At 74.9% G+C, this 12,928-nt stretch carries 12 protein-coding genes; 10 read left to right on the plus strand and 2 right to left on the minus strand.

Going from position 1 to position 12,928, the window contains the following annotated elements; translation table 11 throughout:
* Positions 1–9: 9 nt before the first annotated feature.
* The 8 genes from metK to NDW01_RS02025 all read left to right on the plus strand — a co-directional run bounded on the left by metK (position 10) and on the right by NDW01_RS02025 (position 8,676).
* Positions 10–1,203, plus strand: coding sequence for a methionine adenosyltransferase (gene metK, locus NDW01_RS01990; protein ID WP_252782946.1), 1,194 nt, complete (start codon positions 10–12; stop codon positions 1,201–1,203).
* Positions 1,204–1,437: 234 nt separating this feature from the next.
* Positions 1,438–2,655, plus strand: coding sequence for a cytochrome P450 family protein (locus NDW01_RS01995; protein WP_252815961.1), 1,218 nt, complete (start codon positions 1,438–1,440; stop codon positions 2,653–2,655).
* A gap of 123 nt (positions 2,656–2,778) precedes the next feature.
* A complete protein-coding gene (locus tag NDW01_RS02000; protein WP_252815963.1) occupies positions 2,779–2,976 on the plus strand; it encodes a hypothetical protein in 198 nt (65 codons plus the stop codon).
* A 35-nt stretch (positions 2,977–3,011) separates the two neighbouring features.
* Positions 3,012–3,353, plus strand: a complete 342-nt coding sequence (locus NDW01_RS02005; RefSeq protein ID WP_252815965.1) for an MmcQ/YjbR family DNA-binding protein — start codon at positions 3,012–3,014, stop codon at positions 3,351–3,353.
* A gap of 111 nt (positions 3,354–3,464) precedes the next feature.
* Positions 3,465–5,732, plus strand: coding sequence for a primosomal protein N' (locus NDW01_RS02010; protein WP_252815967.1), 2,268 nt, complete (start codon positions 3,465–3,467; stop codon positions 5,730–5,732).
* 67 nt (positions 5,733–5,799) lie between these two features.
* A complete protein-coding gene (gene def, locus NDW01_RS02015; protein WP_252815969.1) occupies positions 5,800–6,345 on the plus strand; it encodes a peptide deformylase in 546 nt (181 codons plus the stop codon).
* A gap of 19 nt (positions 6,346–6,364) precedes the next feature.
* Positions 6,365–7,291: a methionyl-tRNA formyltransferase gene (gene fmt / locus NDW01_RS02020; protein ID WP_252815971.1), complete on the plus strand. Its 927-nt coding sequence runs from the start codon at positions 6,365–6,367 to the stop codon at positions 7,289–7,291.
* A complete protein-coding gene (locus NDW01_RS02025) occupies positions 7,291–8,676 on the plus strand; it encodes an RsmB/NOP family class I SAM-dependent RNA methyltransferase (protein ID WP_252815973.1) in 1,386 nt (461 codons plus the stop codon). Before fmt ends, NDW01_RS02025 begins: the two co-directional genes overlap by 1 nt.
* A gap of 119 nt (positions 8,677–8,795) precedes the next feature.
* On the opposite strand, the gene NDW01_RS02030 is transcribed toward NDW01_RS02025, so the two are convergent.
* Positions 8,796–10,079 carry a pyridoxal phosphate-dependent aminotransferase gene (locus NDW01_RS02030; protein WP_252815975.1) on the minus strand — a complete coding sequence of 428 codons (1,284 nt, stop codon included), beginning with the start codon at positions 10,077–10,079 and terminating at the stop codon, positions 8,796–8,798.
* A gap of 128 nt (positions 10,080–10,207) precedes the next feature.
* Between NDW01_RS02030 and NDW01_RS02035 the strand changes: the two genes are divergently transcribed.
* Complete coding sequence (locus NDW01_RS02035; protein WP_252815977.1) at positions 10,208–11,134, plus strand: LysR family transcriptional regulator; 927 nt, start codon at positions 10,208–10,210, stop codon at positions 11,132–11,134.
* A 13-nt stretch (positions 11,135–11,147) separates the two neighbouring features.
* Entirely contained in the window at positions 11,148–11,813 is a 666-nt protein-coding gene (rpe, locus tag NDW01_RS02040; protein ID WP_252782959.1) for a ribulose-phosphate 3-epimerase, read from the plus strand.
* Between the two features lies 1 nt (position 11,814).
* On the opposite strand, the gene NDW01_RS02045 is transcribed toward rpe, so the two are convergent.
* Complete coding sequence (locus NDW01_RS02045) at positions 11,815–12,840, minus strand: MBL fold metallo-hydrolase (RefSeq protein WP_252815979.1); 1,026 nt, start codon at positions 12,838–12,840, stop codon at positions 11,815–11,817.
* Positions 12,841–12,928 lie beyond the last annotated feature (88 nt).

Consider the following 12,928-nt stretch of genomic DNA (forward strand, 5'->3'; position numbering starts at 1 on the left):
TACACCTACGTGTCTCGTCGCCTGTTCACCTCCGAGTCCGTGACGGAAGGTCACCCGGACAAGATCGCCGACCAGATCAGTGACGCGATCCTCGACGCGATGCTGAAGGACGACGCGCGCAGCCGCGTCGCCGTCGAGACGCTGATCACGACCGGGCAGGTTCACGTCGCGGGTGAGGTGACCACCGAGACGTACGTGGACATCCCCGGCGTCATCCGGGAGAAGATCCTCGAGATCGGCTACGACTCCTCGAGCAAGGGCTTCGACGGCCACTCCTGCGGCGTGTCGGTGTCCATCGGCGCCCAGTCGCCCGACATCGCGCAGGGCGTCGACGACGCGTACGAGACCCGCGAGGGCGAGGGCGCGGACGAGCTCGACCGGCAGGGCGCCGGCGACCAGGGCCTGATGTTCGGCTACGCCTGCCGCGAGACCCCCGAGCTCATGCCGCTGCCGATCACCCTCGCGCACCGGCTGGCCCGGCGCCTGTCCGCCGTCCGCAACAGCGGCGTGGTGCCCTACCTCCGCCCGGACGGCAAGACCCAGGTCACGATCGAGTACGACGGCGACCGCGCGGTCCGGCTCGACACGGTCGTCGTGTCCTCCCAGCACGCTCCCGACATCAGCCTCAGCGACCTGCTGACCCCTGACATCAAGGAGCACGTCGTCGACCCGGTCGTCGCCGAGCTCGACATCGACACCGAGGGCTACCGCCTGCTGGTCAACCCGACCGGCCGCTTCGAGATCGGCGGCCCGATGGGCGACGCGGGTCTCACCGGCCGGAAGATCATCATCGACACCTACGGCGGCATGGCCCGCCACGGCGGCGGCGCCTTCTCCGGCAAGGACCCGTCCAAGGTGGACCGCTCCGCCGCGTACGCCATGCGCTGGGTCGCCAAGAACGTCGTCGCCGCCGGCCTCGCCGACCGCTGCGAGGCCCAGGTCGCGTACGCGATCGGCAAGGCCCACCCGGTCGGCCTGTTCATCGAGACCTTCGGCACCGAGAAGCTCCCGGTCGAGAAGATCCAGGAGGCCGTCCTCGAGGTCTTCGACCTCCGCCCGGCCGCGATCATCCGCGACCTCGACCTGCTGCGCCCGATCTACTCCCAGACCGCGGCGTACGGCCACTTCGGCCGCGAGGAGCCGGACTTCTCCTGGGAGCGCACGGACCGCGCCGACGCCCTGAAGTCGGCCGCCGGTCGCTGACCCGCTCCACTCTCGTACGAGGCCGTTCCGGACATCCGTCCGGGGCGGCCTCGCCGCTTCCCCGGGCAGGGGCCTCGCCGGTGACCTCTGGACGCGCGGAAGGCGGTCCTCACCGCCGGCGCCCGGCAGGTGGGGCCGCCGCCGTGGTCGTGGAAGCTTGAGGGCCGCGCCGGGCGGGGAGACCAGGTCGTACGGGCGGCGGACCTCGCCGTCGTGACCGGGTCGGGGGGCCGGATGAGCGAGTCGATCGTGTTCCCGTACGAGGATCCGGCCTTCGTGGCCGACCCGTACCCGTTCTACCGCCGGCTCCGCGAGGGCGGCCCGGTCCGCCGGGTCGTCACCGTGCGCGGGCTGGAGGCGTGGCTGGTCACCCGCTACGACGACGCGCGCGAGGCGCTCACGGACCCTCGGCTGAGCAGCGACCTCCGCCTGGCGACGGACCCCCGGCTCCTGGAACAGCTGCCCGCCGCGGAGCGGGACGGCGCGATGCGCAGCATGATCCGCCTCGACCCGCCCGACCACACGCGGCTGCGCCGTCTCGTGTCCCAGGCATTCACGGCACGCCGGGTCGCGGAGCTCGAACCACGCGTGCAGGAGATCGCCGACCGGCTGCTGGACGCGATCGTGCCGGCCGGGCGGGCCGACCTGATCGAGGACTTCGCGCTGCCCCTGCCGGTCACCGTGATCAGCGAACTGCTCGGCGTGCCTCCGGAGGACCGCGACGGTTTCCAGGAGTGGACGAACGTCATGCTCGCCCAGCACCCCGACCGGCCCGACCTCGCGGCGATGGACCGGGCGTGGCGGCGCATGTGGTCGTACCTGGAAGGGCTCCTGGCGGCCAAGCGGACCGATCCCGCCGACGACCTGCTCGGCGCGCTGATCACCGCCAGGGACCAGGAACGGCGGCTCGACGAGGGCGAACTGGTCGCGATGGCGTTCCTGCTGCTGGTCGCCGGCTACGTCACGACCGTGAACCTGATCGGCAACGGGATCGCGGCGCTGCTCGCCCACCCCGGTCAGCTCAAGCTCCTCCGTGACGACCCCGCCCTGCTGCCGGGCGCCGTCGAGGAGTTCCTGCGCTGGGACGGGCCGGTGGACCCGGGCGTCCTGCGCGTCGCGGCGGAGGATCTGGAGATCGGCGGAGTGCGCGTTCCGCGGGGCGCGACGGTCATCGTCGCGACGGCGATCGCCGACCGCGACCCCGTCGAGTTCCACGACGCGGACCGCCTCGACGTCGCACGTCAGGCCGGCGCCCACCTGGCGTTCGGGCACGGCGTCCACTACTGCCTCGGCGCGCCCCTGGCCCGGCTGGAGGGGCGGATCGCCATCGGGACGGCGCTGCGCCGGCTCGACGACCTCGCCCTCGCCGTGCCGTACGGAGAGCTGCCCCGCCAGGTCGGCGGCCTGCGCGGCCTGCGGCAGCTGCCCGTGACGTTCACGGCGTCCCGCTAGAAGAAGACTGAAGATTCATTCACTTATCGGAATATCCACGAATGATCTTGCGCTGTGGGGTATTAGAGACACATGTGACCCCTTTGTGGTCGCTGTGACGTTCCCCACCCCTGGAGGTCATCGGTGAACAGCAGCATCCCCGAGCGCCGAACCCGGTCGGGCGGCCCCCGGCAGAGTCTGGTGAGAACGCACTCCCTGCGGGCGCTGGCCGTCGCCGCCCGGCTCGAACGGCCTCACGTCCCGGAGGGACCGCCGGGCCGGTCCCGCGTCGACGAGGCCGCGCAGGACGTCGAGATGACCTGCGCCGCGCCGGACTGCTAGCCCGAAACGGACCGTGCGGGAGAGGCGGGGCGGGATTGGTCACGGTCGAGGACGTACGGCGCGTCGCGTCGGCGCTGCCGCGCACCGAGGAACATCTCATCAGGGACCGCGTGAAGTTCCGCGTCGGGAGGATCGTGTACGTCGCGATCTCCGCCGACGAGGAGTGGATGGGCTTCGCGTTCCCGAAGGAGGAGCGCGCCGTCCTCGTCGCGGGCGAGCCGGAGAAGTTCCGCCTGCCCCGCCTCTCCGACCAGCGCTTCAACTGGGTGGAGGTAAGCCTGGCCGCGATCGACGAGCCGGAGATGCGCGAGCTCGTCGTCGACGCCTGGCGCATGGTCGTGCCCAAGAAGGTGGCCGCGTCCGTCTCAGGCACATGACCGGTCCCGGGACGCGCCCGGCGCGCGGCGCCGGGCACGCCCGGCGTCTGGTAGGACGGGGGAGTGGCGAACGACGGCGGGGGCTCCGGGACCACTCCCCAGATTCCCGGCATGGACGGCCTGACGGCCGTCGTCCGGCCGCCCGAGCGTAAGGGCTCCGGAAAGGCACGGAAGGGCGCGCGGCGGCCCGCGGAGACGCTCAAGGTCGCCAGGGTGGTCGTGGACGTTCCCCTGCCGCACCTGGACCGGTCGTTCGACTACCTCGTCCCGTCCGAGCTGGACGACAAGGCCGTGCCCGGCTGCCGGGTACGGGTGCGGTTCGCCGGTCAGCTGGTCGACGGGTTCCTGCTGGAGCGCGCCGAGGACAGCGACCACGACGGGCGGCTGTCCTTCCTCGAACGCGTGATCTCTCCCGAGCCGGTGCTCACCCCCGAGATCGCCGCGCTCGCCCGTGAGGTGGCCGACCGGTACGCGGGCACCCTGTCCGACGTGTTGCGCCTGGCCGTCCCGCCCCGGCACGCCCGCGTCGAGGCGGAGCGCCGCCCCGCAGTCGCCGGCGCCGCGTCCGCGAGCGTGAACGCGGAGACCGCACGCCCGGTCGCGGAGACGGCCGGCACGGAGGCGGGGACGGCACGCCCGGCCGCCGAGACCGCGGGCACGGACGCCGCGGCCGGGACCTCGGGCGCGGAGATCGCGGGCACGGACGCCGCGGTCGAGGATCCGGACGCCGCGACCGCGCGCCCGGACACGACGAGCCCAGGCCCGGACGCCGCGCCCGCGGGTCCCGCCGCCGCGACCGTCGTGTCGGGCGCCGACGGCGCGGGTGCGCCCGGCGACGATGGGCTCGGGACGTGGGACGCGTACCGGGCGGGGCCGTCGTTCCTCGCCGCCCTGAGAGAGGGGCGCGCGCCTCGCGCGGTGTGGACCGCGCTGCCGGGCGCGGACTGGACCGGCGCCGTCGCCGGCGCCGCGCGCGCCACCCTGGACGGCGGTCGCGGAGTGCTGATCGTGGTCGCCGACGGCCGTGACGTCGCGCGGGTCGACGCGGCCCTCGGGACCGCCCTGGAGCCGGGCCGTCACGTCGCGCTCACCGCCGAGCTCGGCCCGGCCGAGCGCTACCGGCGCTGGCTCGCCGTCCTGCGCGGCGAGGCGACCGCGGTCGTCGGAACGCGCGCCGCGATGTTCGCCCCGGTGCGCGACCTCGGCCTCGTCGTGCTCTGGGACGACGGCGACGACGTCCACGCCGAGCCGCACGCGCCGTACCCGCACGCCCGCGAGGTGCTCGCGCTGCGCGCCCACCGGGCCGGGGCCGGCGCGCTGATCGGCGGGTTCACGCGCACCACCGACGCCACGCAGCTCCTGGAGACCGGCTGGGCGCATCCGCTGGTCCCGGACCGGGACCGGCTGCGGCGGTCGATGCCGTACGTCCGGCCCGCCGGGGACGACGCCGAACTCGCCCGCGACGAGGCCGCCCGCACGGCGCGGCTGCCGCATCTGGCGTTCCGGGCGGCCCGGCAGGGGCTCGAGAAGGGGCCGGTGCTCGTGCAGGTGCCGCGCCGCGGCTACGTCCCGGCCCTGGCCTGCGCCCGCTGCCGGGGACCGGCGCGCTGCCCGGAGTGCGAGGGGCCCCTCGCACTGACCTCGGGGCACGCCGCGCCGTACTGCCGGTGGTGCGGCCGCATCGCCGGGGCCTGGCGCTGCCCGGAGTGCGGGAGCGGGCACGTACGGGCGGTCGTGGTGGGCGCCCGGCGGACCGCGGAGGAGCTGGGCCGGGCGTTCCCCGGCGTGCCGATCCGCACCTCGGGGCGGGACGGCGTGCTCGCCACCGTGGGCGCCGAGCCCGCGCTGGTCGTCGCGACGCCCGGCGCGGAGCCCGTGCCGGCGGAGGGATACGCGGCGGCGCTCCTGCTCGACGGCTGGGTGCTGCTCGGCCGTGCCGACCTGCGGGCCGGTGAGGAGACGCTGCGCCGGTGGACGGACGCCGCCGCCCTCGTACGCCCCGGCGGCCCCGTCGTCGTGCTCGCCGACGGCGCCCTGGCCCCGGTGCAGGCGCTGATCCGGTGGGACCCCGCGACGTTCGCCGAGCGGGAGCTGGCCGAACGCCGGGAGCTCGGCTTCCCGCCCGCCGTCCGCATGGCGTCCGTGACCGGCACGCCGCAGGCCGTACGGGATCTGCTGGAGGCGGCGGCCCTGCCGCCGGAGGCCGAGGTGCTGGGGCCGGTCGAGGTCGGCGACGGTCAGGAGCGCGCCCTCGTCCGGGTGGATCGCGCCCGCGGCGCCGTGCTGGCCCGGTGCCTCAAGGCCGCCCAGGCCGCGCGGAGCGCACGAAAGGTCACCGAGGTCGTTCGCGTGCGGATCGATCCGCTGGAGCTGATCTGAGCGCGTGCGGTGGCACGACCTCCGTAGACTGGATCCTCCAGCCCCAGAACGTCGAACGGAGCCGTACGTGGCAGTCAAGCCCATCCGCCTCTTCGGTGACCCGGTCCTGCGGACCCCGGCGGATCCGGTGAAGGACTTCGACAAGGAGCTCCGGACGCTGGTCAAGGACCTGTCGGACACCATGCTCGACGCTCCGGGCGTCGGGCTGGCGGCGCCGCAGCTCGGCGTCGGCCTGCGGGTCTTCACCTACTACGTCGACGATCAGCTCGGCCATGTCGTGAACCCCACGCTCGACCTGTCGGAGGAGCAGCAGGACGGCGACGAGGGGTGCCTGTCGCTGCCGGGCCTGGTCTTCCCGACCAAGCGCGCCTTCGGCGTGGTCGCCAAGGGCTTCAACATGTACGGCGAGCCGATCGCGGTAGAGGGCACCGAGCTGCTGGCCCGCTGCGTCCAGCACGAGACCGACCACCTCGACGGCATCATCTTCATCGACCGGCTGGACCCGGAGCAGCGCAAGGCCGCGATGAAGGCGATCCGGGAGGCCGAGTGGTTCGGCGAGCCGAAGCCCATCGTGAAGGACTCCCCGCACCGTACGTTCGGCAAGGCCCTGTGAGCGCGGACGGAGACCGCTAGTGCGCCTGGTATTCGCCGGAACCCCGGACACCGCGGTGCCCGCCCTCGAGGCGCTGCTGGAGTCCCGCCACGAGGTCGTCGCGGTCGTCACCCGCCCGGACGCGCCCGCCGGACGCGGGCGCCGGCTCACGCCGAGCCCGGTCGCGCAGCGGGCGGCCGAGGCGGGCGTGGAGGTGCTCAGGCCCGCCAAGGTGAAGGACCCGGAGTTCCTGGACCGGCTGCGGGAGATCGCGCCGGACTGCTGCCCGGTCGTGGCGTACGGCGCGCTGATCCCGCGTTCGGCACTGGACATCCCGCGGCACGGCTGGGTCAACCTGCACTTCTCGCTGCTGCCCGCCTGGCGCGGCGCGGCGCCCGTGCAGCACGCCGTGCTGCACGGCGACGACATCACCGGCGCGGCGACGTTCCAGATCGAGGAGGACCTCGACACCGGGCCCGTGTACGGCGTGGTGACCGAGCCGATCCTGCCCGAGGACACCAGCGGAGACCTGCTGGGCCGGCTGGCGGGGACCGGCGCGCACCTGCTCGTCGCCACGATGGACGGCATCGAGGACGGCTCGCTGGAGCCGCGCCCGCAGCCCGCCGACGGCGTCTCGTACGCCGCCAAGCTCACCCCGGAGGACGCCCGGGTCGACTGGTCCAAGGCCGCCCTGCACGTCGACCGGCGCGTACGGGCCTGCACGCCCGCGCCGGGGGCCTGGACGACCTTCCGCGGCGAGCGGCTCAAACTGGGCCCGGTCCGGCCCGCTCCGGACGCGGAGCCGCTCGCGCCCGGCCGCCTGCGGGTCACCAAGCGCGAGGTCCTCGCCGGGACGGGCACTCATCCGGTGCTGCTCGGGCAGGTCCAGTCGCAGGGCAAGCAGCGCATGGACGCGGCCGCCTGGGCCCGCGGCGTCCACCCGACCGATGAGGACGTACTGACCTGATGCCTCCCCGGCAATCCCGTCGCGAGCCCGGCCAGGGAGGCCGGCCGAACCGCCCGCCGCAGCGCCGCCGCCCGCGCGATCCCGTCCGCCGTACCGCGTACGACGTCCTGCAGGCGGTCGACGAGCGCGACGCCTACGCCAACCTGCTGCTGCCCTCCCTGCTGCGCGAGCGCGGTCTGACCGGCCGGGACGCCGCGCTGGCGACCGAGCTGACCTACGGCACGCTGCGCGGGCGCGGCACGTACGACGCGGTGCTCGACGTGTGCAGCGACCGGCCCGTCGCCAAGATCGACCGGCCGCTGCTCAACGTCCTGCGGCTCGGCGTCCATCAGCTGCTGCGCACCCGCATCCCCGCGCACGCCGCCGTCGGCACGGCCGTGGACCTGGCGCGCTCGGTGTCCGGGCCCGGCCAGGCCAAGTTCGCCAACGCGGTGCTCCGCAAGGTCTCCGCCCGCGACCTCGACACGTGGCTGGGCATCGTGGCGCCCGAGGACGAGACCGGACGGCTGGCGGTCGTGCACAGCCACCCGCGCTGGATCGTGAACGCGCTGCGCGACGCGGCCGGACCGGCCGAGGTCGAGGCGCTGCTGGCCGCCGACAACGAACGCCCCCGCGTCACCCTCGTGGCCCGCCCGGGCCGCGCGACCGTCGCCGAGCTCGGCGGCGAGCCCGCCGCGTACTCCCCGTACGCCGCGTACCTCCCCGAAGGCGATCCCGGCTCGGTCCCCGCGGTGGCCGAGGGCCGCGCCGCCGTCCAGGACGAGGGCAGCCAGCTCGTCGCGCTGGCCCTCACCCGGGTCGCGATCGAGGGCCCGGACCGCCGCTGGCTCGACCTGTGCGCGGGGCCCGGCGGGAAGGCCGGCCTGCTGTCGGGACTGGCGGGGGAGCGCGGCGCGCACCTGCTCGCCTGCGACGTCCAGCCGCACCGCGCCCGGCTCGTCGCCGGCAGCGTCGACGCGGCGGGCGCGGCGGCGGTCGTGGACGGCACCCGGCCCGCCTGGCGGCCCGGCTCGTTCGACCGGGCGCTCGTCGACGCGCCCTGCACCGGCCTGGGCGCGCTGCGCCGCCGCCCGGAGGCGCGCTGGCGGCGCGGACCCCAGGCGGTCGCCGAGCTCGGCCCCCTGCAGCGGCGGCTGCTCACGTCGGCGCTGGAGTCCGTGCGGCCCGGCGGCGTCGTCGCGTACGTCACCTGCTCCCCGCACCTGGCCGAGACGCGGGTCGTCGTCGACGACGTCCTGCGCGGCCGCGACGACGTCGAACGACTGGACGCGCCCGCGCACCTGAAGGAGGTGCCGGGCCTGGGCGACGGCCCGTACGCCCAGTTCTGGCCGCACCGGCACGGCACGGACGCGATGTTCCTCGCCCTCCTGCGCCGCCGCGCCTAGGCCGCGCCTCGCGCGCCGGAGGCCTGAGACCGCCCCCAGTGAAGTGACGCGCGCCTGGCCGGCCTCGTGCGGCCTGACCCCCTCCTGTGCCGCCGCGTCCGGCGTCCCCGGCGGCGGGCTCAGGCGGACACCGGGACCGCCGCGCGGACCTCGGAGGTCAGCTCCGCGAGCACCTCGGCGGCACGGTCCAGGGCGTCCGCGACCCAGGGCAGGGCGAGCGGGTCGGGCGCGCCCAGGGCGGCGTCGCGCTGCTCGTGGGTGTCGCCGTACAGCAGGCTGCTGGCCACCCGGACCCGCAGCGCCTCCGGCGGGTCGCCGAACGCGCTGCCGGGCAGCACGCCGACGCCGTGCTCTTCGAGGAGGAGGTCCGCCAGGTCGGCGGAGGTCCGGATCCCGAAGCGTTCGCGCAGGTGGTCGCGGACCGGCCCGGCGAACTCCGGGTAGCAGTAGAACCCGCCCTGGGGCGCCGCCACGCGCGCCCCGGCGCTCGCGAACCGCTCCGCCATCGCGGTCGCCACGGCCGCGTGCAGGCGGCGGCTGGCGGTGATCCGGTCGGCGATCTCCGGCGGCTCGGTGAAGGCGTAGGCCGCCGCCTCCTGGACCGGGCCGGACGCGCTCGACCAGATCTCGCTGGCCACTCCGGCGAGCCGGTCCCGCAGGCCGTGCAGCTCCCCGGGCAGCCGCGCCACGCCGATCCGCCAGCCGCCGAGCGCGAGGCTCTTGCTCAGGGCCGTGGTGATCACCGTCCGCTCCGGCGCGAAGCGCGCGGGCGAGGGGAAGTCGCCGCGCTGGTCGAAGACGAGGTCGCGGTAGATCTCGTCGGCGATGATCACCAGGTCGAGTTCGCGGGCGGCCTCGCAGAGGCGGCGGACCGTGTCCGGGGGCGCCAGCGTGCCCGTCGGGTTGTCGGGGAGCGTGACGACGACACTGCGGACCACGTGGCCGGCGGCCCTCGCCCGTGCCACGGCCCCGGCCAGCGCGCCGGGATCGGGAACACCGCCTTCGCCGGGGCGGATGGGGACGAAGACCGGCTCGGCGCCCATCAGGCGGGTCTGGGCGGCGTAGCTGACCCAGCTGGGCCGTGGGACGACGACGCTTCCGCCCACCGCCAGCAGGAGGGCGTACAGGAGGGGCTTGCTGCCGGGGCCGGCCACGACCAGGTCGGGGTCCGCGGACAGCCCCCGGCGGCGCCAGTACCCCGCCGCGGCGTCCCGCAGGGTGGCGCTGCCCGCGACCGGTCCGTAGGCGCCGCGGCCGGCCGCCGCGCCGAGCCGGCGCTCCAGACCCGGGTGGACGTTGAGCCCGGCCTCTCCGAAGGCCAGGGGAAGGACGGGCAGGCCCGCGCGACGGCGGCGGTCGAGCGCCTCATTGGCGGCGAGAGTCGCGGAGATGGCGACTGACATATCGAACGACTCCAAGGGAGCTTCCGGTCGGAAAAGTGGTCGTGCGCGGCGCCGTGCCCCTTCATCGTTCAGCGTTCCCCGGCATCATCACAAGCGAGGCTTTCCGCTGGTCTGCATAAGATGTGCTTATGCTCGACGTCCGGCGGCTCCGCCTGCTGCGCGAGTTCGCCGAGCGCGGCAGCATCGCGGCCACCGCGAAGGCCCTGGGCTACACCGCGTCGGCCGTGTCCCAGCAACTCGCCGTGCTCGAGCGGGAGGCCGGCGCGACCCTCCTCGACCGCACCGCGCGCAGCGCCGAGCTGACCGACGCCGGCCGTCGGCTCGTCCGGCACGCCGAGCGCATCCTGCGGATGATCGAGTTCGCCGAGGCGGACATGGCCGAGCCCGAGCCCTCCGGGCACGTGGTCCTCACCGCGTTCCCCACCGCGGCGGTGGCGTTCGCCCCGGCGCTGGCGCACAGCCTGCGCCGGCACTCGGGCCTGACGTTCCAGCTCCGCCAGACCTCCGGCGACGGCCTGCCGCAGGTGCGGTCCGGCGAGGTCGACGTCGCGCTGATCGACGACTGGACGGGCCGGCTGCCGACGCGCGGGGGCGGCAGCCTGCGGTTCACGCTCCTCATGCACGACCCGGTCGTGCTGGTCGTGCCGTCCGACCACTGGGCGGCCGACCCGGACGTGCGGCTCGACCTGCGGCGGCTCCGGGAGGAGCCGTGGATGGCGGCGCCGCCCGGCGAGCCCTCGCGCGAGGCGTTCGACCGGCTCCTGTCCGACGTCGGCGGCGCCCCGTCGGTGCCGTGGGAGTTCGAGGGGCTCGGCACGATCCTCGGGCTCGTCGCCCGTGGCGTCGGCGTCGCCGCCGTCCCGAGCCTCGCCCTCACCGTGGGCGTGCCGGGGATCGCGGTGCGCCGCCTGCCACGTTCGATGACCCGCTACGTCTACGCGGTCGTGCGGACCGCGAGCGTACGCCGCCCGTCCATCGCGGTCACCGTCGAGGCGCTGAGGTCCGCCGCCGCCGACCTCGACGCCGCCCGCCCGCCCGAGGACGGCCGTCTCTAGACTTGTCGGCATCATGGCCGTGCAAATCGCTCCCAGCATCCTGTCCGCCGACTTCTCCCGTCTCGCCGACGAGGTGACGGCGGTGTCCAACGCCGACTGGATCCACGTCGACGTGATGGACAACCACTTCGTGCCCAACCTCACGCTCGGGCTTCCGGTGGTCGAGTCGCTGCTCAAGGTCACGCCTCTGCCGCTGGACTGCCACCTCATGATCGAGGACCCCGACCGGTGGGCGCCCGGCTACGCGGAGGCGGGCGCGGGCAGCGTGACCATCCACGCGGAGGCCGCGAGCGCGCCGATCCGTACGCTCCGGGCGATCCGCTCGGCGGGCGCACGGGCGGGGCTGGCGCTCAACCCCGGCACGGCCGTCGAGTCGTACGCCGACCTGCTCGCCGAGATCGACATGCTGCTCGTCATGACGGTCGAGCCCGGTTTCGGCGGCCAGTCGTTCCTCGACGTGGTCCTGCCGAAGGTGCGGCGGGCCCGCGACCTCATCAAGGGCCGCGACCTCGACGTCTGGCTGCAGGTCGACGGCGGGGTGAACGCCGAGACGATCGAGCGCTGCGCCGAGGCGGGCGCGGACGTCTTCGTGGCGGGTTCGGCGGTCTACTCCGCCGACGACCCCGCCGAGGCCGTCCGCTCCCTGCGCGAGCGCGCGAGCGGCGCGTACGCCTCCTGACTCACGCCGTCTCGTAGATCACCACGCCGTCGCCGTCCGCGCGGCCGCGCAGGCGGCCCTGCGTGACGAGCACCTCCAGGTGCGCCTGGGTCTCGGTGGTCGCCAGCATCTGGTTGAACAGGTCGAGGTCGTCGAAGGCGCGGCCCCGCCGGGTCCAGGTGAGGGCGCGCGCCGTCTCGTACGCCGTGCCCGAACCCGCCGTGACGGCGGCGGCGCTCGCGTCGAGCCGCTCGGCGTGGTGCTCCAGGAGGGCGTCGACGCGGGCGTGGACGCTGTCGGTGACCGGTCCGTGCGCGGGCAGCAGCCGCAGGTCGGGCATCTCGCGGACGAGCCGCAGGGAGTCGAGGTACGCCCCGAGCGGGGAGGTGTCCGGGGCGCTCTCGAAGCCGATGGACGGCGTGATGTGCGGCAGGACGTGGTCCCCGGCGAACATCAGCCCGGCGCCGAGGTCGGCGAAGACGAGGTGCCCGCGCGTGTGGCCCGGCGTGGGGACGGCGAGGAGCTCGCGGTCGCCGAGCGGCACGGCGGTGCGGCCGTCGATCCAGTCGTCGGGCATCTCCCAGTCGAGGCGGTCCTGGCCGCCCTCCCTCCAGGCGGCCTTGAGGCGTTCGACGAGGGGGCCCGCGCCGCAGGCGAGGAGGCGCGCGAGCTGCGGGGACTCCTCCGGGCGCGCCGGCCGGGTCAGCAGTTCGAGCGTGTGCCGCTCGCCGATGCCGAGGCTGACCCGCGTGCCGAACTCCCGGCGGACGGCGACCGCCTGCGTGTAGTGGTCGCGGTGGACGTGGGTGACGAGGAAGCGGGTGATGTCGCCGAGACCGTGCCCGAGCTCCTTCAGCGCCGTCTCCAGCCGCCGCCGGGACTCCTCCAGCGCCCAGCCGCCGTCGATCAGCACCAGGCCGTCCTCGCCGGTGATCGCGTAGACGTTGACGGCGCGCAGGCCGTCGTTGGGAAGCGGCAGCGGGATCCGGTGCACACCAGGCGCGACCTGGAACGCTCCAGGCTCCATCCACTCCGTTCGCTGCGTCATCGGCCCCGCCTTCGTCTCTCCACTAGAACCACATTCGACCCCTATGGAACCAGAAGGGCGGGAGCCGTCATCGCCTCGGTCCCGCCAG

The organism is Actinoallomurus soli, assembly GCF_024055715.1.
Classification (GTDB): domain Bacteria; phylum Actinomycetota; class Actinomycetes; order Streptosporangiales; family Streptosporangiaceae; genus Actinoallomurus; species Actinoallomurus soli.